Source organism: Lactiplantibacillus mudanjiangensis (genome assembly GCF_005405385.1).
Classification (GTDB): Bacteria; Bacillota; Bacilli; order Lactobacillales; family Lactobacillaceae; genus Lactiplantibacillus; species Lactiplantibacillus mudanjiangensis.
This window is the reverse complement of sequence record NZ_BJDY01000003.1, coordinates 410,996-433,501: the sequence shown is the minus strand read 5'-3', so window position 1 is coordinate 433,501 and position 22,506 is coordinate 410,996. Positions and strand designations below refer to the sequence as shown.

Annotated in this window: 20 protein-coding genes; 3 read left to right on the top strand and 17 right to left on the bottom strand. The window is 42.7% G+C overall.

The window, feature by feature from the left end; genetic code table 11:
- Positions 1–62: 62 nt before the first annotated feature.
- The 8 genes from FFM84_RS06810 to FFM84_RS06775 all read right to left on the bottom strand — a co-directional run bounded on the left by FFM84_RS06810 (position 63) and on the right by FFM84_RS06775 (position 9,977).
- Complete coding sequence (locus FFM84_RS06810) at positions 63–2,300, bottom strand: glycoside hydrolase family 31 protein (RefSeq protein ID WP_130844366.1); 2,238 nt, start codon at positions 2,298–2,300, stop codon at positions 63–65.
- A gap of 13 nt (positions 2,301–2,313) precedes the next feature.
- A complete protein-coding gene (locus tag FFM84_RS06805) occupies positions 2,314–4,008 on the bottom strand; it encodes a glycoside hydrolase family 13 protein (protein WP_130844367.1) in 1,695 nt (564 codons plus the stop codon).
- On the bottom strand, positions 4,001–4,417 hold the full coding sequence (locus FFM84_RS06800; RefSeq protein ID WP_130844368.1) for a PTS sugar transporter subunit IIA: 417 nt from the start codon (positions 4,415–4,417) through the stop codon (positions 4,001–4,003). Before FFM84_RS06800 ends, FFM84_RS06805 begins: the two co-directional genes overlap by 8 nt.
- A 66-nt stretch (positions 4,418–4,483) precedes the next feature.
- The gene (locus FFM84_RS06795; protein ID WP_130844369.1) at positions 4,484–5,317 is read right to left on the bottom strand and encodes a PTS system mannose/fructose/sorbose family transporter subunit IID; all 834 of its coding nucleotides are present in this window, start codon (positions 5,315–5,317) and stop codon (positions 4,484–4,486) included.
- Entirely contained in the window at positions 5,310–6,116 is an 807-nt protein-coding gene (locus FFM84_RS06790) for a PTS mannose/fructose/sorbose/N-acetylgalactosamine transporter subunit IIC (protein WP_130844370.1), read from the bottom strand. The genes FFM84_RS06795 and FFM84_RS06790 overlap by 8 nt, the downstream gene beginning before the upstream one ends.
- Before the next feature lie 19 nt (positions 6,117–6,135).
- Positions 6,136–6,627 carry a PTS sugar transporter subunit IIB gene (locus tag FFM84_RS06785; protein WP_130844371.1) on the bottom strand — a complete coding sequence of 164 codons (492 nt, stop codon included), beginning with the start codon at positions 6,625–6,627 and terminating at the stop codon, positions 6,136–6,138.
- Between the two features lie 7 nt (positions 6,628–6,634).
- Positions 6,635–7,150 carry a PTS sugar transporter subunit IIB gene (locus FFM84_RS06780; RefSeq protein ID WP_130844372.1) on the bottom strand — a complete coding sequence of 172 codons (516 nt, stop codon included), beginning with the start codon at positions 7,148–7,150 and terminating at the stop codon, positions 6,635–6,637.
- Positions 7,151–7,247: 97 nt separating this feature from the next.
- Positions 7,248–9,977 (bottom strand): sigma 54-interacting transcriptional regulator, encoded by a 2,730-nt coding sequence (locus FFM84_RS06775; RefSeq protein ID WP_130844373.1) that lies wholly within the window; start codon positions 9,975–9,977, stop codon positions 7,248–7,250.
- A 172-nt stretch (positions 9,978–10,149) separates the two neighbouring features.
- Between FFM84_RS06775 and FFM84_RS16470 the strand changes: the two genes are divergently transcribed.
- The 3 genes from FFM84_RS16470 to FFM84_RS06760 are packed head-to-tail and all read left to right on the top strand — an operon-like array spanning position 10,150 to position 11,400.
- On the top strand, positions 10,150–10,275 hold the full coding sequence (locus FFM84_RS16470; RefSeq protein WP_225425271.1) for a hypothetical protein: 126 nt from the start codon (positions 10,150–10,152) through the stop codon (positions 10,273–10,275).
- Between the two features lie 4 nt (positions 10,276–10,279).
- A complete protein-coding gene (locus FFM84_RS06765; protein WP_130844375.1) occupies positions 10,280–10,795 on the top strand; it encodes a folate family ECF transporter S component in 516 nt (171 codons plus the stop codon).
- Between the two features lie 11 nt (positions 10,796–10,806).
- On the top strand, positions 10,807–11,400 hold the full coding sequence (locus tag FFM84_RS06760) for a hypothetical protein (RefSeq protein ID WP_130844376.1): 594 nt from the start codon (positions 10,807–10,809) through the stop codon (positions 11,398–11,400).
- Positions 11,401–11,440: 40 nt separating this feature from the next.
- Here FFM84_RS06760 and FFM84_RS06755 read toward each other — a convergent pair whose 3' ends face one another.
- The 9 genes from FFM84_RS06755 to FFM84_RS06715 all read right to left on the bottom strand — a co-directional run bounded on the left by FFM84_RS06755 (position 11,441) and on the right by FFM84_RS06715 (position 22,325).
- A complete protein-coding gene (locus tag FFM84_RS06755) occupies positions 11,441–13,144 on the bottom strand; it encodes an aryl-sulfate sulfotransferase (RefSeq protein ID WP_130844377.1) in 1,704 nt (567 codons plus the stop codon).
- A 99-nt stretch (positions 13,145–13,243) separates the two neighbouring features.
- A complete protein-coding gene (locus tag FFM84_RS06750) occupies positions 13,244–14,845 on the bottom strand; it encodes an acyl-CoA dehydrogenase family protein (protein WP_130844378.1) in 1,602 nt (533 codons plus the stop codon).
- 117 nt (positions 14,846–14,962) lie between these two features.
- Positions 14,963–16,183: an MFS transporter gene (locus tag FFM84_RS06745; protein ID WP_225424754.1), complete on the bottom strand. Its 1,221-nt coding sequence runs from the start codon at positions 16,181–16,183 to the stop codon at positions 14,963–14,965.
- Between the two features lie 300 nt (positions 16,184–16,483).
- Positions 16,484–17,128 (bottom strand): TetR/AcrR family transcriptional regulator, encoded by a 645-nt coding sequence (locus FFM84_RS06740; RefSeq protein WP_130844379.1) that lies wholly within the window; start codon positions 17,126–17,128, stop codon positions 16,484–16,486.
- A 22-nt stretch (positions 17,129–17,150) separates the two neighbouring features.
- The gene (locus tag FFM84_RS06735; RefSeq protein WP_130844380.1) at positions 17,151–18,767 is read right to left on the bottom strand and encodes an ABC transporter permease; all 1,617 of its coding nucleotides are present in this window, start codon (positions 18,765–18,767) and stop codon (positions 17,151–17,153) included.
- 5 nt (positions 18,768–18,772) lie between these two features.
- A complete protein-coding gene (locus FFM84_RS06730; protein ID WP_130844381.1) occupies positions 18,773–19,687 on the bottom strand; it encodes an ABC transporter ATP-binding protein in 915 nt (304 codons plus the stop codon).
- A 348-nt stretch (positions 19,688–20,035) separates the two neighbouring features.
- Entirely contained in the window at positions 20,036–20,527 is a 492-nt protein-coding gene (locus tag FFM84_RS06725; RefSeq protein WP_130844382.1) for an alcohol dehydrogenase, read from the bottom strand.
- Between the two features lie 642 nt (positions 20,528–21,169).
- Positions 21,170–21,958, bottom strand: coding sequence for a hypothetical protein (locus FFM84_RS06720; RefSeq protein WP_130844383.1), 789 nt, complete (start codon positions 21,956–21,958; stop codon positions 21,170–21,172).
- Positions 21,959–21,983: 25 nt separating this feature from the next.
- Entirely contained in the window at positions 21,984–22,325 is a 342-nt protein-coding gene (locus FFM84_RS06715; RefSeq protein ID WP_130844384.1) for a PadR family transcriptional regulator, read from the bottom strand.
- Between the last annotated feature and the right edge of the window lie 181 nt (positions 22,326–22,506).

Here is a 22,506-nt window from a genome sequence, read left to right as displayed (position 1 = left end):
AATCGGTTGCAGGAAAATTGCACAAAAAAAGAATCAGCCATAATCGGCCAATTCTAATTTTCCTAACGCATCAATAATTCCATCAGCATGCCTTTAATCGCAGGATCAGTAACGGTTGATAAATAACTGACCACTTTCGTCGTATCGGTCGTTTCGTGATAAGCCTGCCAAATTGCTGCCTTCGTTTCAAAATCTAACTTAGCGAATTGCAATCGTTGCTTAACAAGTTGCGTGACTAACGTCGTCTGATCAACGCTTTGATACTGGGTATACGTGATCTGAGTGGCCGTTTGACTAGCGACTTTGGCGACTGCCCCAACAAGCACAACTTGATAGTGGCGGTCCTCAGGAATTAAGTCCGCTCCAGCGACAACGTGCCAGCTAAATTGTTGATGCTGTTCATCCCAACTGAATTCGGTCTTCGCCAATTGATCACCATGATGTTCAACTAATGTATACGTTCCGTCAGTCCCCGTGAAGACTTTGATAACGAGTTTGGTTGGCAATTGATCAATTGGCGCCATATAATCTGGATTCAATGGTACTATCCCACCGGCCTTAACAAAGACTGGATAAGTGGCTTTTTCCCGATAAGCGTTGAAGACCCGATCACCTTGATAACGTAACCCAGTGAAGAAATCATACCACGTTCCAGCTGGTAACCAGACTTTAGTGCTACCTAGATTAGCCGTGGCATCTGCTGGCGTGGTAATTGGCGCAACGACCATTGATGGGCCAAATTGAAATTCATTAGGCACGTCATACGCCGTTTTTTCGTCTGGATAGCCATAATACATTGGCTGTACCAACGGCACCCCATTTGTATGAGTTTGGTCGTTGGCACTGTCTAAATATGGGACGAGTTGACTTCGTAATTGTAAAAAGTTCACCATAACGGGCGCAATCGTTTGATCATAATTCCAGGGTTCTTTCCCCATAAAGATATTATTCGAACTGTGCAGCCGTAAAATAGGACTAAAGACGCCTAATTGCAACCAGCGTAAGGCCAATTCACCATCATAAGTCCCCCGCATATGACCGCCAATATCATGACTCCACCAAGTGTAACCAATGTTGCTGGCCGTGGCGGTAAAGTATGGCTGAAATTGTAGTGAAGCCCATGAGGCAACGGTATCACCCGAAAAACCAATCGGATAACGATGACTACCCGGACCGGCATATCGTGACAAGATCAAGCCTTCACCTGGATGTTGACGTTCATTATCGGCATAATGAGCAATGTTCAGTAACCATAATGGATCGATCTTACTGCGGCCACGAGCACCGCCTTGTTGCCAATCAATCCACCAGAAATCAACACCTTGTTGCTCCAATTGATGATGAACGTCTGTATAAGCTTTTTTGAATGCCGCATTTTGTAAATCAAATAATGCCGGTTGTTCATTGGCTGTATCAAGGTTTAATTGTTTAGCAACGGTTGGATAACAAGCCTCACTTGGGCGAATTCCTGATGCTGGATGCACGTTTAACGTGACCTTTCGACCTTGTTGATGCAACTGACTCATCATCTTAGCAGGATCAGGGAAGTAATCCTTATTCCACGTATAACCGGTCCAACCACTCCCATACTTCGCGGGAATATCAGTCGTATGCCAATTCATATCAAAGACCGTTACCGCAATCGGCACTTGCTGTTCATCAAAACGTTGCATCAATTTTAAGTATTCTGTTTGCGTGTAAGGATAGAAGCGACTCCACCAATTACCCAGTGCATAACGCGGTACCAATGGTGGTAAGCCGGTCAATTGATAGTACGCTCGCAACGTCGCGCGATAATCACGACCGTAAGCAAAGTAATAGTAATCCATTTCTGGTTGATCACGTGCAACCACCGTTTCACCATCTAAGATAAATGAGTCCGAATCATCCAAGACGCTAAATCCATCTTTAGACATCAAACCTTCCGCTAACGGAATCGCACCATCCGCCCGATCAAGTGTCCGCGCGGTGCCTTTGAGATTCTTTTCGTTCGTTTCACCAAAATACCAACGGCTATAATGCGTCCCATAATTTGAAGCAGCATCAATAAACAAGCTGCCAGCATCTAACGGACCGCCTTCATAATACAAATGAAAGCCCGCCGTTTTAATCTCCAATTGATGTCCATGTGTTTGCTGATAAACGGTTAAGTCTGGCTTAGGAAAATCTCGATTTTGAACAGCTTGAGTTAAACGATCTTCAAAAACTCCCGTTTCAGAATATTCAATCCGTAATAATTTTTCAGTTAAAACAGTAAATCGAACATGTTGATCTTGAATCACATTTTCATTGACTTGCATGTCAGTTCCTCCATTAAAGTGCCCGTAAAAAGACTTTTGCTTCATACGGCTGCAACGTTAAGTTAGCGGTTTCATTATCAGCCACTATCGGATAATTATCAATCAATGGCTGCCATTTTTTTGACTGTAGTGACACTGGAATCGCCCAATCACTAATGTGCGTCGCAAAACTACATACAACCAGCAACTGCTGAGTCGCCGTCGTTCGTGTGTACGCAAAAACAAGCGGATTGTCTGGATCTAATAATTGATATGTTCCAGTGGTCACAATGTCATACTGGTGACGTAATTTAATTAACCGTTGATAGTAATACCAAATAGATTGTGGATCGGCTTGTGCTGTCGCCACATTCACCACCGTATAATTAGGATTAACTTTAAGCCACGGCTGTTTGATAGAAAAACCAGCATTAGTGCTGCGATTCCATTGCATCGGTGTCCGAGCATTATCACGTGACTTGCAATGAATCATCTCCATCACTTTTTGAACCGGTAAATTTTCAATTTGTGTCAATCGTTTAAAAACATCTTGCGTTTCAATATCATCATAGGATTGAATATCTCGATAATTGACATTCGTCATACCGATTTCTTCACCCTCATAAATATAAGGGGTTCCTTGCAGCATATGCAGTAGCGTCCCCAACATTTTTGCAGAGGCAACACGATAGACGCTATCATTACCGAACCTTGAAACGGCCCTGGCCTGATCATGATTACTCCAATACAAACTATTCCACCCTTGATGTTCGGCAATCGTAGTTTGCCACTCAGATAAAACCCGTTTTAAATCTGTGAGCTTAAACCGGTTCGTCGAAAATTTACCATACTTACCGTAATCTAAATGCATATGATCAAAATGAAAAACCATATCCAATTCATGTCGGCGCGCATCGACATAAGGCACCGCATCTTGAACACCGGTATGTGGCGTTTCGCCGACTGTCATCACTGAGTAATGCGATAATACTTGTTCATTCATTTCTTGTAAATATTCATGCACATGGGGACCGTTTGCTGTCCCAACATAATAGTCACCATATTGTTTATTTTGAATAATCGGACCATCTGGGAAGCCGGCCACTTTAGAAATCAAATTAATGACATCCATCCGGAAGCCATCAATACCTTTATCTAACCAAAATCGCATGATGTCATAAACGGCTTGTCTGACTTGAGGATTGCGCCAATTCAAATCAGGTTGTTCTTTGGCGAATAGATGTAAATAGTACTGATCCACCGCTGGGACATATTCCCAAGTAGAGCCCCCAAAACTAGAGCCCCAGTTATTCGGCACTTGACCTGAAACCGCATCTTGCCAGATATAATAATCATGATACGGATTATCTCGTGATGATTTGGCTTCTTGAAACCAGCGATGTTGATCGGACGTATGATTAACCACCAAATCCAAAATGAGTTTCAACCCAAGTTGATGTGCTGTCGTCAATAGCCGATCAAAATCAGCCATTGACCCTAAATCAGCATCAATTTGATAATAATCGGCAATATCATAACCATTATCCACATGCGGCGATTGGTAAATTGGATTTAGCCAAACAACATCGGCCCCTAACGATTTAATATACGCTAACTTCTGCGTGATCCCATTTAGATCACCGATGCCATCACCGTTACTATCTTGAAAACTCTTTGGATAAACTTGATAAACAACGGCTTTTTTCCACCAATCACGTTGATTATTCATCATCATCATCTGCCTCGACACTAATATCATTAACGTAAGCCAGTTGATCTTTTGCCTCCTGCACTAATGTATGAATTCGGTCCGTTGTTAAATAATTTTGGTCAGGCTCCATCACCAATGCCATAATTAACGGCAAATTCATTCCCGTAAAAAGATGAGTATGTTCACGAGTATGGTAAGGGAAAAACTTCTGATTAACACTGCCAGCTAATAAATCCGTAAAAATTAAGACTTCATCTTCGGTACTAAAACTAGTCATAATCTTAGTCACTTGTTCTTCAATCGGTTGATTATCTGTATAAGCTGTCATGATCTGAATATTATCGTGTTCGCCACTAATAAAGGCTAATGTATGGGCCATTCCAGCAGCGAGCTTTCCATGTGAAGCGATGACAATCTGTCTTTTCATCTTAATCAATTCCTTTCAACTATCCCATTTGAACTAAAGAGGCCGTCTCAATGGCGGCCTCCCTTTTTAATTCGCAACGCCTAAAATACCGGTGAATGCACCCAACAAAGAAAGCACTAACAGTAAAACGATGACTCGTGTTGGCGTCCATTTCTTGCTACCTAATAACCGGTAGACTAAATAAGCAACAGCAGCTGGCAAGAGTGCCGGCATGATCTTATCTAACACGCCAGTTTGCATGGCCAATTTAACTTTCCCAGTCATAAAGGTCAATGGCGTTTGAACCTTAACTGCGGTCGCTACTAAAGCACCTACGACAGTTAACCCCATCACCGAACTAGCTTCGGTAAAGACTGACAGCCGATCACCCAAGGTCGTTACTAACTTAACCCCAGAATCATAACCTAAATCAAAAAGCTTTAACCGCAACCAGAACAGGACAATGTCGACTAAGATCCATGCAATCGCTCCAGTTGGATTACCTTGCAACGCCATATAACCTGCAATTGACCCCATAATTGTTGGCAACAAAACCCAAATTAATGTATCGCCGATACCAGCAAATGGCCCCATTAAAGATGTCTTTAATGATTGCACCGCATCTTTAGACTTGATCCCATCTTTTTCTTCCATGGCTAAGGTCGCACCTAGAATGATGTTTGCCATGACAGTTGTCGTATTAAAATATTTAAAATGATTATCTAAAGCTTCAACATATTCATCATCTTTAGGATAGATCTTACGTAAAACTTTTGAGAACGCCCAAACAACAGATGGTCCTTGTTGCGTTTCGTAATTGAAATTGTTAACGCCCATCGTCATATATCTTAAAATCGCACTATGTCGTTCACGCTTGGTTAATTTAGTTGGTTGATCCGTCTTCACAACTTCTTTACTCATCGTAATCGTCTCCTTGTGGTTGATCATTTGTAACGGTCATCGCGTCCACTTGGGCCTTCTTAGCATTGGCTGTTTTCATCCCCTGTTGGAAAATCACAATTGCAGCGGCTAAACCAAGTAGCGCTACCCCAAATACAGGAACTTTCAAATAGGCCGCAAAGACGAACCCAACAATAATGTATGACACGTACTTCTTTGTTGGCATATAATGCATCAACATCCCTAACCCAACAACTGGTAACATACCGCCAGCAATCGTTAATCCGTTCATAATCCATTGTGGAATAATACTTAAAATAGCTTTAACTGCAGTAGGGCCAACGGTGACGACAACAATCATTGGAATAAAATTCTTCAGTGCAAAGAAGAACGGTCCAAGCCAATTAATCATCCGCATCTTATCAAATTCTTTTTGATGCGCATAAGCTTGAGCTTTGTGGGCAATAAAGTTGTTAGCAAGTTTAATAATGACATCAAATTGAATCGCTAATAATCCAACTGGTAAACCAACGGCAACCGCCGTGGCAATCCCAGAACCAGTCCGAATAGCCAAGAATGAACCAACAATCGTCGCTAGCCCATAATCGGGAACTGACGCGCCACCTAAACCAGCGACCCCCAATGACATCAATTGGAAGGTCCCAGCAATAACCATAGCGGTGTGCATATCTCCCATAATCAGACCAGCAATTAACCCAACGGTTACAGGCCAATAATTAATAATCGTAATTCCTTGATTATCTAAAGTCGCATAGGAGGCTAAAATCAAAATTAAAATATTTTGGACAATATCAGGCATTGCATTAACCTACTTTCTTTTAATTAAACGTTTTCCCAGTAATTGCTTTATCAAATGATTCTGGTATATCTGTTGGCACGTACTTAATATCTACTGGCACGCCCCGTTGTTCAATCGTCTTTAAGTCTGCAACTTCTTGTGCATTTAAAGAAACAAATTTGCTAATTAAGGTTCGACCATCTTCTGCAAAAACAATCCCAATATCTAGTTTTGGAATCTCAACACCCGCATCCATCAATTTAAGCATTGTACTTGGTTCCTTAGCGATGAGAAAAACTCGTTGGGCATCATAATTACCATTCTGAAAATTGTGAATTGCTTTTTCGGTGTTGATAATCGACATCCCCGTACCGGTAGGCTTGCTGAGTCGCATACTTGCCTTTAAATCTTCATTTTGACTGACTTCATCATCCACCACCATATAGCGTTTAGCTTGTGTTTCTGCAGCCCATTGATTGACCACAATCCCGTGAATTAACCGTTGATCGATTCTGCCTAAAACTACTGTCATAACTTACTCACTCCTCTAATGTGGTTGGAATCTCTATTTTCTTCGCATAGGGACTTCCTTGAATACTTGTATCCGGAACGTGTTGTTTAATCACTGCGGCATCATCTAGATCGGCCTGGTCCATGTAAACTGTCCCAGCGATTTTTTGTTTGCCAGGCTGCTTAAACATATTCCATAGAGTGACTGTCTCAGCCTCGGTGCCAGCCTCAACTAATGCTCTAACTGCTGCTGGTGTCCGACAAACGACAAAAATTCGAAAAGGCTTTCCTAAGAGACTAATATGTTCACGTTTTAATCTGGCAATCATTTTTGCGCCGTTGCTAACGCTTACAAAATAACCTGTTAAATTGGCCGATTGTAGGGCCATATTCATAATGGTTTTATTGAGTTGGTCGTTAACCAATTGATCATCGGGTACCACCACTGCATCGAATTCAAGTGCCTGCTTCCAAGTCACCGCAATTTGACCATGAATTAACCGATTATCAACTCGTACCACGACGTTTGCTGTTTCAGTTGTCAAACTTCCACGTCCTTTCATTTATATACATGCAAAAAGTGTGCCAACTACTGTTTAGCACACCATTAAACAGTTAGCTGACACACTCGTTGAGACTGAACTAATCAAGGTTAGCCAAGTCTAAACGGCTGTTCAAGATATCATAGATAAACCCAATTTCCGAAACCGGAATGGTAATTTTATAATAGTGTTGTATATCACTAAGCGCATCTGTAGTGATTTGAATAAAGTGTTGATGTGTTTTTTGGAACTGTTGCACCTGGTGGTAATCCAGATTGGGCTCTCGTTGAACAATCCGCTCAACCATGAAACATAGATGCATGTACAAGCTGATTCGCAAATAAACATCCATTTTTCGTCCTAAACTGCGTTCTAAAATTAAAACAGTTTGCTCAACTTGCCCCACGGTTATTTGTGGATCTAAAACTGCTAAATTAGCCGCAATATTATCTAAAGTAAACGCCCGGACCATGGCTTGATTCATCTTAGTTAATTGCTGCTGACTAAACATATCAGGAAAGGCATTTAAGAAAATGCGATTTCCCACTTCTGGGTTAATTAACTCTTCAACTGACAAATAAGGTATTTCTTTGACGTTGGGATCATCAGTGCCAATAATTAACTTAACGTTATATTGGTCAAAAATCGGATCTTGCAAACCATTTTGTTTTAACTGATAAAAATCTTTAGTCACAATTTTAATACTACCATTCGTACTATCAGTGACAATTCGTTGTAAATACTTGGCCGCCCCAATACCAGTAATACACGTTGTTAAAATAACCTTTGCTTTTTGAACCGGTATCACGACTTTGGTTTGTGGTTGCTGTTGTACGGCAATTTTCTTTAGTCGATCCGTAGTTAGCTGATTCTTCAAAATATCTTGGCCAATGACTAAGGCCATCGCTGTTGAAACATTGGTCATCATGGCAATTTTGCCATCATAATGTGGCTCCAACATCGCCGCCAATTGTGTTAATGACCCCATATCCACTAGCAGTAATAAGTCACTTTCGGTGTTAATCGTTCTAAAATACCGTTTTAACTCACTAACCACCTCACTGATGCTTGCATCTAACGGCATATCAACGCCTTCGTATACCGAACCGTTCAACAACCGATTGACAGTGGTCGCAATACTAGAAGCAGTCGAATAACCGTGAGTCACAATAACAGCATTCGTTTTAATTGGAATTAATTGCTCTTGCTGTGCAAAGATAAAGTTAAAAATAAACAGCGTATATAACTCTGGATTTTGCAGATTTAATTGCACCGCAATCGCTTGGACCAACTGTGTACTCAAATTATACCGACGACCAAATTGTTGCTGCAATTGAACAAGGGTTGTCGTTAAATCGGCGACTTGACGGTCATCTTCAAAATCATTTAAGAATAAAACAATCAATGCTAGCAAATGTGAATTGCTATTAAACCGATTAATCCCAAAGTCCAAATAGAAATTGCCCAAAATACCCTTAATGGTGGTCTCTAAGAATTCTAAAATGGACCCATCACGATGACGACGTAAATCAAACGACACAAAATCAGCGATTTTATTGGCAATTCTGGCAGTCACTTCAAAATACTGTTGCCGACTAACATCATCACTACCCACTTGCTGGGTAATCTCGATGATCTCGGTAGCAAATTCAAACAGCTTGGTCCGTTCTTTAATGGCAACCTCTTTGATTTCAGAATCATGATAATTAATCAAGATTGGATTACCAGTAACGCTTGGTTGTGACTTATTAGTCATAAAATCTAAAGGTAAATCAGCCACTTTGATTAACAAACTAGTCGTGGTATCTCGTTGCTTTAGTAGTGATTCAGCACAAGTTAGCTTTACAATACTTTGTAACTTACCAACATTTCCTGGCAATTCTGCGTTCACTAATAAGGCTGCCACAGCAGCACTAATCTTGATATTTCGATGCATAACGTGCGCTTCGTTCAAAAACAAATTTGCAATCAGATCTAATTTTTCTTGTTTGGTCCGATGATGAAAGCTAGGAATTTGAATCACCATTGGAATTCGTCGCAAAAAGGTTTGCAAGAAATCAATATTCTGTTTTTCGGTTGTGGCAAAGATCAGCCGAGCATTGGATTCATAGACCGCTTTCGTTTCACCAACCGGCCGATAAGTCCCCTTATCCATATACTGGAATAACTTTTCCTGACTTTCTGGCGCTAAACGATGCACTTCATCAAGAAATAAGTAACCATCCTTAGCAGTTGCTAGTAAGCCTTCACGCGTGGCCTCGGCACCGGTAAAAGCACCTTTTACGTGACCAAATAAAATACTCGATAATAATTCTGGATTATCCGCATATTCTGCACAATTAAGTACAGTGAATTTGCCTGTAACAAAACCTTCACGTTTAGCAAACTCATACGCTAATTGCGCCAAATAACTTTTACCGACCCCCGAATCTCCCACTAATAGGCAAGACATCCCGTTAGGCGGATAAATAACCGCTGATTTGATCTGATTAACAACGTTCTTTAAACTAGATTCCGCCCCGATTAACTGCTTAAACGGATCCACCTTGGCCGTTTGCGCAGTTTTCTGCTGCTCTAAGTGCTCATTCAAATGAATAAACCGTTGTGGATTGGCTTCATAAACTGACTGAGCAATAAAATAGACTGGCCGAGTGCTCGTTTTTAACGCTTCCCCATTACGAACTAATTCATTTAAATATAAACTAACCGTACTACGTTGAATCGCTAATTTCTTTGAAATAAATTGTGCGGAAACCCCCAAAGTATTCGGTGCTAAATCTTGACTTGTGGTCAATAGCAACTGGATGACCCTTTCGCGATTAGTTAGCATTCTCACCAACCTCCTCTTTCAAACTATCTCTCTCAGTGTAAAATAAAGCGTTTGCAAATCCAAGTTAAAAATAATTCAAGACTTCTAGCGCGCATAACATCGAATTCGGAATATTTTCTTTTTTATATTTACCATTTATGTTTCTTAAATCTAAAATAATTTACCTGCTAAGATCAAATCATCATTTATGCTTCAAGCTCATAAATATTGTTATGTCAACGTTTCACGACCCATTACCCCTCTAGTTTTCTGGAACAATCATCGTTATACTGCGATTACAACAACTAAAGGAGCATGATGTCATGACCACCACTACTTCCGCCAAAACGATAACTATCTTGGGTAGTTTAACTGCCATGCAACTTATTTTAGGTAGCTTATTATCTATTCAATTTCTAACGACTAAAATCGCGTTTGCTTTTATTATTGTCGCCGTAACCGCCCGTTTATTCTCACCGCTAATAACCGCTGGAAGTACCGCATTAGCTTACTTACTAGGCATGCTCCTCTTTCCTAAATTCACTTTCTTCCCGGGCTTCATTCTAACAGCCTTCTTAACCGGTCTCGTTTTCGGCTATGCCTTTCATCAACGACCAACTTTACCGCGAATTATGCTGGCAACCTTCATTGTCACTTTTGTGCTGAATCTTGGTCTCAATAGTCTATGGCTACATTGGTTATATCAAACCCCTTGGCCAATTCTATTCACCACTCGACTCATTCAAGAAATCATCACCATGTTAATCTACACCGTGAGTCTCAGTGCGCTCTTCAAGCTCCCACTACTCAATCATCTCACGACCCGTTTATCATCTTAAAGGAGCTTAACATGACTATGACTGAGCCACTGACTATTGTCTTAACACCAAACGAATCTCAGCTTTACCGGGCACCATTTGCAGCCGTCTTAGCAGCGTGGCTAAAAAATTGGCCTGCTTCGCAACCTGATCAATCACTAAAAGCCTCACGTAACGCCATTGTCACCGATCCAGCACCGTCATTATCCCAACAACTATCTGCGTGTCTTGCACACTGGTCACTCAATGCCAATACCATCGATTGCTTAGCAATTAGTTCAACTGGCATGACCTATAAATTAACCACAAACAGCCAATTTCATCCAATCGCTACTTATTTGAAACAAATCCACCACTGCTTGAACAAAGTTGTATTGACTGATCCTAGTCCACTGGACCGAATTATCCACGATAACTTGCTCACTTACTTGGCCGAAGAAATCAGCGTTAGTCGACCACTCACAACCCAGACACACGCTGACTTTGAAGTCTTTGTCCTAATTCTCGAACACCTCCAAACCCAAGCACCCACTGAACTATTAACTCAACTTGTGGCCGCTAATTTAGCTGCTGATATTCCATTAGTGGAACCCAACATCGCCTGGCGCTATTTACGCTATTTTTAATACAAAAAACGCCATCAACTAAATGATGACGTTCATAAAATTAATAAGTTGGATATAACGATAACCGTTCAGCCCGATATGACCAATCTCCCGCACTAAAGTTGGTCCGGTTCACATCAAAGACCACCTGATTGGTCTTGCGGTTAACTTCAACAAATTCACTACGCTTACCACTATCGGCATAGCCAAAACCTATCAACGTATTCCCTTGACCAACTTGATAGCTACTCCCAACAATATTGGTAAAGTTCTTAGTTCCACGTGACTTGCCGTATGACCACGTGGTTTTAACCGTCTTTTGCTTTTGATTCAAACGCACTTCAGTACCAATAGAATATTGCTTAGACGTTGTCAGATCACCACGTGTGACCGCGACATTATTGTCGTAATATTCCAGTTGCAACACATTGCCACTGTCACTTTCACCAACAATATTGATGGCATGTTGACCACCGTTATATTGGAAATGAGTGCCTTTAGCTGGCTTGATCAAGTATTTTTGATAACTAGCGGGAATCTTTTGATCCGCCCCTAAGATCCATTTAAGCTTTCCAGTCCGATAATTTAAGCCTAAAATCATCGACTGGTTTCGACCAGAAACTAACAATAAGTTATGCTTCTGATCGTAAGCCATAGAATTTTGATGGAACCAATCTAATTTACCATCTGAGCGACTAGTCGCATCGTACTTCGTATAGGCACTCTTGAACAAGACCCGTTTCAAATCAATCACCTTTTTAATCTTACCAGTCTGGTGATCAATTTGAATCATCGTGTCTTCCACATACTTCGCACTACCATCATCAACCGTTAACAAGAAGTCGCCATTCGGCATTTCGATGACATCATGGTGAATCACCGTATTAACGGCGGTCTTTTTCGGGTCCGCTTTAGTTGGGAACACTCCACTAAAGTCATATTGCTTATAGACCCGACCATAGTAATCGGTAATCCGTAACGCATTATATTTCGAATCACTAGTTGTTTTTTTAGTTAAAATCAACAAGTGCCCATTTTTTAGGGTCTTAAAGACATGTGAAATTTTATTCGTCGCATACCAGCGAATTTGTCCCTGGGCGTCCAGACCATAAGTTAGGCCTTGGCTACTAACCGCAAATGTGAGCTTCGTATTGCCAGTGCCTAACGACATTTTGCTAGGCGTACTGGTTTTAAGCGTGTTAGTGCCAATCTCGGCTGGTGCCTTGGCCGTTTTAATAGCATAAGTCTTGGTCGTCTTTTTACCGGCCTTAGTTGTATAGGTCACCTTAACTTGATTGGTCCGACCCGCATACAAACCAAGTACCCCAATCTGATGACTCGTCTGATATCCTTTAATCGTATGAGTGATCGTCGTTGCCTTGGAATCACCCACAACTTCGGTCGTCACTTGCGTTGCTGCTTTGGTCTTCACCAAGATCAATGCCGATAATGGGCTAGTCTGATACGGATTGGTGATCACTTTAGCGGCCGCACCCGCTGAAAGGGATTCAAGTTGTTGCGTGTAGGTTTTCGTTAATGCTTGCGTTGACTTAATTCCTGTTGTCGATAACGTGGGTTGAAGTCGCTTCTTTATCGTGGCCGTGGATAATCCACCTTGTTTTTCCACTTGATTGGCATGCCGCGCCACATCTTTAACGGGCGTGGCCCGCGATTGTTGCCAGTAAACACTACCACCAACAATCGCCAATACCACAATAAGGATGCCACCGATTAGCCAGGGTTTGGATCGTAGTCCTGATTTCATTATCAATCACCATTTCCTCTTTGATCAATCCCCGTATATTCAAGCCAATTGTTTTATACAATCAAATTAATCATATCAGAAAATACACGATGCTAATAACTAGTTCAACGCCGATAACATCCCTGTTAAAAAGTCAATTGCCTGACCAACAAACGCATGTTGTGCCACCTTAAAAATTGGCGCCGTTTCGTCTTGGTTAACTGCCACAATATGTTCAGCACCAACCATGCCGATCACAAATTGATCCGCACCAGAAATACCAATCGTAATGATCACTTCTGGTGTGACCGTTGCCCCGCTAAGTCCAATCTGTTGATCAACACTAAATTGTTCTAGGGTCGTTAATGGTCGGGTGACCGCAATCGTTGCGCCAATCCACTTCGCTAATTGTTGGGCCTGTAATACCACGGCTGGATCAAGTGCCCCACGACCTAGCGCAATAATCCGCTTAGCCGTTTTAACATTACCCACATTAACGGGGACATCTTCAGTTAAATGAAGTTGTTTGACGATCCGATGCAAATCTGAAACCGCAATTCGTTTGGCCATTGGCACTGGTCGATTGTCGACCGTATTTTGATGATCAGCAACGCCAAGTTCGATAGCCCCTAAATCTTGCAACAGCCATTCAGCAGAACCTTCGGCTAAGTCTAAAGCCCGAACATCACGCAGTAATTGTTCCAGTGGAAATTCATGCGTATAAGCTAACCCACCAACAATTTGAATCGCTTGGTTGGTCACATCAAAACCATGTTGCCCACCATACAACTTAGCCATCGTGGCTGCTGCTTCAAAATCGACATGCTGATCAACTTGGTCGGCCGCATCAAACGCCAATAATTCGCCGGCGCGTTTTTGGATCGTCATCTGAGCAACTTTAGTTTGAACAGCTGGAATGGTATTCAAAGTACCATCCACAACTTCACGTTTAGCCGCATACATCTTGACACAATCGAGCGCATGTTCCATCACACCAGCTGCAATCGCGCCCATAAAGATTCGCGCAATTGCTTGGTTGCGGCGAGCAATATCTAAACCTTGTCCCGGACGACCAAGCATATTCGCCGCCGTCACCTGCACATCTTGCATATGGATACCCGCAACTGAAACGCCGCGCAAGCCCATGGTGGTTTGTTTAGCCGTGATCGTCACCCCAGGCATATCGGCATCAATAATAAACGTGGCAAACTCACCATTTTCTTCACGTGTTAACACAACATAAGTGCCGGCTTGACCACCATTAGTCACAAAAGCCTTTTCACCATTTAAGGTCCAACCAGTCTCGGTTTTAGCCGCAAGTGTCTGCACACCACGCAAACTCCCACCACTAGGCTCCGTAATTGCAAACCCCATCAATTGGTCATGACCACGCGTTAAATACTGTTTTTTTTGTTCCGGGGTACCGTAATGATCAATTTGCTCAGCAGCTTTCCATAACCCTTCTAGCACAACCGCTAAGCTGGCAGATGCCCGAGCAATAATTGATAGAACTAAAGCTCGTGACTTGGTACTTAGCCCCGCACCATATGGCTTAGCCAGCCCTAATTGCGGTATATTTTGCTGGATAAGCAAGTCATAGGCGGCTTGCGAAAACTCGCCTGTTTGATCAATCTGATGATCCAAAGGCGCTAAATGCTGTTCAGCGAAAGCGGTCAACTGTTTGACCATCGCCTTTTGGTCGGCGGTTAAATTTTTTTCCATAAATGGTATCCTCTTTTTCGTCTGCTTATAAAGATATCTCTAATTTACCACAATTCATTAAGAATAGAACTAACAAAAAACGAGTTAGCCTTGATAGCTAGCCCGTTTAGCTGTGTTTTAAATTTGAAAACGCCGATTCCGAATCATTAGGATAATCACAATAAGTAGACTTAATAAAGTGACCGCAGTATCAATTTGGAAAACATGTAAGACACTAACTGCCGTGTCATTAATGATAAAGCTTGAAACTAACGGCCCAACAAAGAACGTTAATGCCGTTGCAAAACTATAGTACCCCGTTACTTTCCCCTTTTGAGCTGGGAAATATTGACTGAGTAACGTCAATCCTAATTGCCAGATACCCCCAGCAGCGAAGAACCCAATCGCAATGGCGGTTAACCGCGCACCAGCTGCACTTGGGACTAAAACCATTTGCAATAATGCTAAGAAAGACACTAACGTATAAACAAAAATCAATTTAATCGGTTTTACTTTCGTCACCAATGATGACGTAATGAAAACTGAGATCAACGAGGCACTGGCATACCATGAGATTAACGATTTCGCATTATTCGCTCCTAATTTAACCACGGCACTCCCAAAGTTTGGCGCATATTGTGAAAAGATATAAAACGTGAAGGACAACGTAAAGCCGATTAAAATTAACAAGCTCCCGTCAATAAGCATCGATGGCCGGGGACCATCAGTTGGCGTGGCAACAGTTGTCGTCGTAGCCTTGGTAGCCTTAGTAATGACTGGTTGCGGTGCAAAAGCCGCCATCGCAATCAACACGATATCAAAGACCATAATCAATACCATCGCTAGCAACGTAAACTTAGAACTTGGTTCGGCCGCGACGATAAATGGCAAGACAAATTGGGCCAACGACATGGCGGCTTTAACCAATGAATTCATGCTAGCAGCTTGGTCTTGAAACGCATCGGTTAAGGCCGGATAGCTGGCTGTATCTCCAAAAGAATTCGTCGCCCCCATAAATAGCGCCGCAACACAGGCACTGATCAAATTCGTACTAAAGAATAGTCCTAACAAGAAGATGATCTGTGCAACCATCCCAATGAGCATCGTCCCTTTACGACCCAAACGATCAGAAAGATACCCGGCGACTAGGATCGTGATCAATCGACCGATCCCAATCATCGCAATAACCGTTGAGATCCCTTTTAGATCAGTGTGCCACAGCGCTTGAAATTGCGTTCCATATTGCGAAACCACAATGGTCGCCATTCCTAAAATGGCATAATTGATATAAATGCCTAAGGCCAATGGTAAATATTGTTTCTGCTTCATTGTTCCGACCCGCTTTGCTTTGAATTCCATGACGGTCACCCTTTCGCTCTCAACGTGATACTTATCACCAGCCAATCAATTTGAACCGCTTACAAAATCAAATAATAGCTAAATCATAGTCTACGGTTATCAATGATACCATGCAACTGATGCAGGTACCGAGGTTAATGATAAATATTTGAATATTTTTTCACAATCATCTTTACAACTTTGATTCTAGCACTCGCCGCGCCCCTGTCTAATGACGGCTAGGCATTAAATCAATAGCCACAGGTTATCAATTCCACTAAAAATGGCTTAGGAATCGGCTCCTAAGCCAGTCATTTCGAATTATGTCAGTGATTTTACAAAACCACTCTGTAAAATTTCCATATAGGCCCGTGCTCGTTTCACAATCCAATCAGCATCCGACATCGTCTTCATGCCCGCATGTTGCGACTGTTCGGCTTGAAACTCCGCGAACAATTGATTGTAAACCCCAACAACTAGGTTAAGAACTAACTCACGATCCACATCAGGTCGTAACGACATCTGATCTAAGACCTGATCAAACTGTTGACGCAGTCCTTGAACCGCTTGCTGATACATCGTCATTAGCTGGTTTTGAATCGGTCCGGGTAACTTTTTGGCATCACCATAAGCTTGCATCATCACTGCAAACTCATTTGGATACTGTTGCCCAAAAGCCGCTTTGGCTTGCGTACTTTGCACCACTAGCGTCACTAAATCTGGAGGCACGGCCAACGCTTGTTGGCTAACATTAGCCGTAATTGTTGCCATCGCCGCTTTAACCACAGCCAAATATAACCCCGCTTTACTGCCATAGTAGTGAAAAATCAAGCCTTTTGAGACTTGGGCTTTGATTGCGATTTGATCCGTCTTGGCCCGTTGATATCCATCGTCCGCAAACACCTGCGTGGCGGCCTTAAGCATGCGCGTCACCTTTTTAGGATCCTTTAATACGGTTACCGCCATCTGTCTCTTCCTCTCCAATACGCTATTGTGCCAAATCACGACGCCGATAGCCCCAACTTGCTAGGCCTAATAACAAGACCGTCAGTCCAAGGCACCACCAGTTCGTTGACCAATCTAAGGCATGCACAGGGACCTGATTAACAAACCCTAGTGGCGTTAACTGCCGGGCCCATTTTGGTAGATCAATCAATCGGCCTAAATATAGCGACAAAAAACCATAAAAAGTCCAGCCCCAAGCTAAATAACGCCATTTTGGTACCCAGCCTACTAACACACTGGCCGCAGCAACCATCACCAACATCGCTGGCAAATAGGCCAACCAGACCTGACGATAAGTCGTCCACACAACCGGCGTTGTCATGACCGCGTGACCAGCTGCATACATGCCACCCACACCGGCTAACAAGACAATTCCAGCTGTCACGACAGCCACACCAGTATAACTGGCCCAAACATGCCAACGTGAAGTTGCCGTAGCATATAGCTGATGCAAAATTCCCTTTTGTTCATCACTGACTAACTTTAACATGATTTGAATGGCCGGAATCAACGCCACCACCACTAAAACAATCGCCAATACGGCAATAAATTGTTTCACGATTAGCCGGTTGGCCGCGACTAACGCTGACGTCCCCAATAATTGCTTAATCATCGGATTACTCTTAGCCAGGTCACCAATCGTATTAAAGATCGAGCCATAGGCCGCCCCCAATACGGCACTCCCAATGACCCATGCACTCAACGTTCCTCGCAATTGTCGCAGTAACAAGGTCGTTGGTCCCATCAAACTTGCCGATGCTCGTAAACGACCTTGCTTGGGTGCGATTAATCCGGCCCCCAAATCACGTTGATAACTCATTAAAGCGGCCCCAATTAAGCAACCTAAGCCTAATAACAACATGCAAACAACGGGTAACCACCGATTCGTTTGATAGGCGTCTAGCTTTTCAATCCAGCCAAAGGGCACCCACCAAGTCAGCTTAGGATGCTGAACATCAGTCACCATTCGGGCAACATAGGAACCACCAAAAATTGCATAGCTTAACATCGTGGTCTCACTAGCTGTCGTTGCAATCTGTGCTAAACACAACGTTAACATGCCGAATAACCAACCACTGGCAGCTAACCCCATCCCAATTAACCAATTACCAGTAGTATTTGCTCCCGGCAGTTGGGCCAGTTGTAGGCCCGCACCAAACAACAAGCCGATAATAAAGTTAAGACTAGTCAATTCAATAGCCGTTGCCAATAGCGGTGCTAAGCGGCCAACCGTGTGGGCACGAACTAACTCTAGTACGCCAGTGTCTTCTTCGCCACGTGTCGCCGCGACTGCAATCATAATATTCATAATGATCATCATGATTGCCATAAAAACAACCATCTCGGTCGCAAAAATCGTGGCAGTTGTGTAGGGCATTTTGGCTGTAAATTCACCAAATAACGAAACCATGGCCGGTGTTTTCAACGTTTTTGCAATGGTATTAAGCGCCGTTTGCGTTCCATAGATGCCTTCAAATTTAGCCGCAATTGCGGTAAACAGCCCTGCTAAACCTACCATCCAAATCAGTAACTTTAGGCCATCCCGTTTTAAATTAAGTCGACATAATATCCCGGTGCGTGCTACTAGTGATTTAAGCATTGGACTCACTTCCGATCCGGTGTTGCCGCTGTATAGTAACGCATGAACAAATCCTCTAACGTCGGCGGCGTACTAGTGATTGCAACTAACTGTTGCGCACTCAAATATTGCATCACCGCCGTCAATTGATCGGCATCCACTGCAAAACTGACATGATTTTGACCGGCTTTAACCGTCAACCCGTGGACACCCGGCAATTCGGCCACATGAGCCAACGATTGGACCGTCTGCACGTCAATCGTGGTCCGCGTTAAGTGCCGCATATCCGCTAACGTCCCGGTTTCCACAATCGTCCCTTCGCGAATAATCCCGATCCGATCACACATTTTTTCAACTTCCGACAAAATATGACTAGATAACAAAACACTTTTACCGGCCTGTTTAAGCTGTAACACTTGCGTTTGGAACAATTGTTCATTCAATGGGTCCAACCCAGATGTTGGCTCATCAAATATATAAAAGTCGGCATCAGTTGAAAAGGCCGCTATTAACGCCACTTTTTGCCGATTGCCCTTTGAATAAGTCCGCGCTTTTTTCCGTGGATCTAAACTAAATGCTTTGATCAAGGCATCGGTTTTAGCCGTATGTTGATCACCATTCAACTTCAGCAACAAGTCGATAATTTCGCCACCACTCAAGTTAGGCCACAAGTTGACGTCACCAGGCACATAGGCCAACCGCTGATGAATCGCGACACTGTGTTGCCAAACATCTTGACCAAAAATGGTCGCAGTACCACCATTGGCCTTCAATAAGCCCAGTAAAATTCGAATCGTTGTCGACTTACCGGCACCGTTGGGGCCAATAAAGCCAAAAACCTCGCCCGGATAAATCGCAAAATCAATATCTGTCAATGCGTTAAACTTACCGAAGCGTTTTTGTAAATGTGAAATTTTTAAAACTGGTGTGGCTTGCGTCATATCGAACGCCCCCTTTAGCGATCATCGCTAATTTTGACGTTATCATAAGCCAGATTGACTCGTGAGTCAATATTTAACGCACTTGATTGGATAGTTCCCTTCCAAACCAAATTCCCCCTAAAAAAGGGCAAAAAAATAGCACTGATCAGCTTGACCAGCACTCACGTTGAGGACAATAAAATAATCTGAGACAGTCTCACACCTTATTGTCAACGTAATTACTCAACGGTAATTACCATTTTTAATTATACGCTATTCCCGGAAAAATTTGGGTCACTTCAGTCAAATTCATCCAAAAAAATCGACCTAGCTTCAAACTAGGTCGATCAAACTCGTTATGTACGTGTTTTATTCCATGCTGGTTTTAGCATATTCTTCTAAGACTGGGACCACATAGCGTTCCTCAGCTTGTTTGCGCGCCATAATGGCATCATCCATATCCGCAAATTGTTGGTTCAACACTAAGCGTCCACGATACATTAAACGCGCGACCCATTTTTGTGAACAACGATCAAAAGACACGCCAATGACCCCGCTTCGATTCCGACTATTCGGCTTCAAACGATCAACGGACGTTCCTTGATACAACGGTAAGTTGTCACTGCGGCCCATATTTTTTCGTGTTTGGGGATTTTCAAAAATATTTTTCCGGCTGACATCAGCACGTAAACATCCGCAACTCTTGGTAATGCCTTTGCGTAAGCGATAGCTATCCACAACGACCTGCCGACCACATGAACATTGACACAACCAACGGGCATTCCCATTAGGGGCACTCTTAGCTCGTTTAATGACGGTCAATCGGCTAAATGTCTCTCCTGTTAAATCTTTTAGTCGCATCAAAATCACCTCGATAATTTTATGTCCAATCGATGCGGCAGCACCCTATACCAATTGAACTTAGTTTCTAATCTATACTGATTTTATGAAATAAGTATGACGAATACCAAAACATTCATAGTATTATTTATAGATATTTTTATTTAGGCAAGCAAAAGGGGTAAATCACACATCCCAGCTTTGGCCTTTAAATATAATACTACTATCTATCCGAGGTGTCATGTAAATATGAATATTTTTATATATTGTATAAATCAAACTCGATGATCTCATCATTACCAGCCTAGCACGTGTTTGTAAAATCGTCCATAAAAAAAACGTGCTGACAGTGATTCTGCTCACCGAGCACGTGATATTATTTCTTTACGATTAGGAACCTTACTAGTATTGGTTTAAGTCATGCTAAATTAGTTTCAGATCACTAACATAACCGAGAGTGAGCTCACATTGAGCCCAGCCGTGGGAGTCTCTTAGCGATTTATCGCTTAGAGACTGGCGCTTTTGAAACACGGGGTTGGTGGTTCAAAACGACGGTTCAGACCGCTTTTTGGCTGAACCGGGCCGCCCACAGCGTTCCGGCTCAATGTGGGCGAACGGCAGGTGGCAAGTATTTCTAAAAAGTAACTTTCAACCTTTAGTTGTTTAAAGTGGCCATAATCCTAGATTACTCAAAATACGTATTTCCGTATGTGGTGGCAATAATGGCTGTAACGCCTCACGAATCGTGGCTTCATTGCCCATTGTCTGTAGATCATACCAATACGTGCCATGATGGTCTTGTCCAACCAAACGCCAAGCACCCAGATCTTCAATCGGCGTTAAATCGGGGGCTGCGGGCATTTTGTATAAAAAGATATGCCAAGTTGGGCGCCAAGCATCGTCATAATCTTGTAATTGACGACGTAATTGCCGCACTTGCCGATGAATCGGCACAATCTGACTGATTCCGAGCACCACGCCAATAAGCCAAATGATGGGACCCACTTCAAAAGCCCATCCTGGCGCTTGGATGCCGACTAACACCATGAGCATCACGGTGAATGCCACGACCCATCCGAGCGTCCACACATTAACTAAATTCCAAAGATGGTTCCGTAAGCCTAGCGCAACTTTAAGTTGCAGTGGATCATCTTTTGTTACCGTACCAATTCCAGCTAAAAGCTTCGGATCGGTCGTCCCAGTATAAAGTACTTTAATGGCCGGTTGCTTTAACGTGGCCGTAGCTAAAACCGTAAATACGGCATTGGTTGTAGCCGTGGTTTCCACATCAACTGGGACATATTCCGTAAAAAGACGGTAGTTGGTCGTTGTCGGTGTAAAGTCATACCGTGACCCATGCACGTCAGCTAACAACCACCCCTTTTTGACCATCGCATTCAGCCAGTTTAGTTCGGCCGCTGACCCCTTAATCACATTTCGATAACGTTGCATTAAAACACCCCCAAAAATACGATCCCTAGTCGTCAGTTGGTAAGTCGAGCTGATTGATAATCTGGTTCAGTAGCCCCAAACGATCTCGTTCCGCCGCTAGCACCGCGAGTCCACTCCCGGTTAATTCATAAATATGCTGATCATCAGCGGTTATTTGATCTTTAATCAGATAATCTTGCGTCAACATATGTAAAGTTGTATACAACGTTCCCAAACCAATTTGTAGCTGATGATTCGTCAATGTCGCAATTTTAGTTGGGATATCCATATTTCGTATCGGTTGTGCCACACTCACCAAAGTTAAAAACGTCGCTTCGGTTAACGGTACATACTTGTCAATTAATCGTTGATATAATCCCGCTGCCATTTCGCTCATCCCTTCAAAGAAACCGTTTACTTTAATTAAAATTATGAACCTCCACCAATTTAAAAGCAAACTAAAACGACAACCAAGCAACGCTCAGTTGTCGTTTGACTATCATAATTAGTTAGTACATTAACAGGAGTCACCTACGTCAGCCAGTGATTCAGCCGGCTGTATTGTGAAT

What these genes read in the sequence shown, in the direction of transcription:
- FFM84_RS06785 (WP_130844371.1), bottom strand. Translation starts at nt 6,627, where the DNA reads ATGACAGTAGTTTTAGGCAGAATCGATCAACGGTTAATTCACGGGATT.
- FFM84_RS06755 (WP_130844377.1), bottom strand. Translation starts at nt 13,144, where the DNA reads ATGAAATCAGGACTACGATCCAAACCCTGGCTAATCGGTGGCATCCTT.
- FFM84_RS06800 (WP_130844368.1), bottom strand. Translation starts at nt 4,417, where the DNA reads ATGAAAAGACAGATTGTCATCGCTTCACATGGAAAGCTCGCTGCTGGA.
- FFM84_RS06750 (WP_130844378.1), bottom strand. Translation starts at nt 14,845, where the DNA reads ATGGAAAAAAATTTAACCGCCGACCAAAAGGCGATGGTCAAACAGTTG.
- FFM84_RS06795 (WP_130844369.1), bottom strand. Translation starts at nt 5,317, where the DNA reads ATGAGTAAAGAAGTTGTGAAGACGGATCAACCAACTAAATTAACCAAG.
- FFM84_RS06760 (WP_130844376.1), top strand. Translation starts at nt 10,807, where the DNA reads ATGACTATGACTGAGCCACTGACTATTGTCTTAACACCAAACGAATCT.
- FFM84_RS06810 (WP_130844366.1), bottom strand. Translation starts at nt 2,300, where the DNA reads ATGCAAGTCAATGAAAATGTGATTCAAGATCAACATGTTCGATTTACT.
- FFM84_RS06715 (WP_130844384.1), bottom strand. Translation starts at nt 22,325, where the DNA reads ATGGCAGCGGGATTATATCAACGATTAATTGACAAGTATGTACCGTTA.
- FFM84_RS06720 (WP_130844383.1), bottom strand. Translation starts at nt 21,958, where the DNA reads ATGCAACGTTATCGAAATGTGATTAAGGGGTCAGCGGCCGAACTAAAC.
- FFM84_RS06790 (WP_130844370.1), bottom strand. Translation starts at nt 6,116, where the DNA reads ATGCCTGATATTGTCCAAAATATTTTAATTTTGATTTTAGCCTCCTAT.
- FFM84_RS06730 (WP_130844381.1), bottom strand. Translation starts at nt 19,687, where the DNA reads ATGACGCAAGCCACACCAGTTTTAAAAATTTCACATTTACAAAAACGC.
- FFM84_RS06805 (WP_130844367.1), bottom strand. Translation starts at nt 4,008, where the DNA reads ATGAATAATCAACGTGATTGGTGGAAAAAAGCCGTTGTTTATCAAGTT.
- FFM84_RS06740 (WP_130844379.1), bottom strand. Translation starts at nt 17,128, where the DNA reads ATGGCGGTAACCGTATTAAAGGATCCTAAAAAGGTGACGCGCATGCTT.
- FFM84_RS06765 (WP_130844375.1), top strand. Translation starts at nt 10,280, where the DNA reads ATGACCACCACTACTTCCGCCAAAACGATAACTATCTTGGGTAGTTTA.
- FFM84_RS06745 (WP_225424754.1), bottom strand. Translation starts at nt 16,183, where the DNA reads ATGGAATTCAAAGCAAAGCGGGTCGGAACAATGAAGCAGAAACAATAT.
- FFM84_RS06775 (WP_130844373.1), bottom strand. Translation starts at nt 9,977, where the DNA reads ATGCTAACTAATCGCGAAAGGGTCATCCAGTTGCTATTGACCACAAGT.
- FFM84_RS06735 (WP_130844380.1), bottom strand. Translation starts at nt 18,767, where the DNA reads ATGCTTAAATCACTAGTAGCACGCACCGGGATATTATGTCGACTTAAT.
- FFM84_RS06725 (WP_130844382.1), bottom strand. Translation starts at nt 20,527, where the DNA reads ATGCGACTAAAAGATTTAACAGGAGAGACATTTAGCCGATTGACCGTC.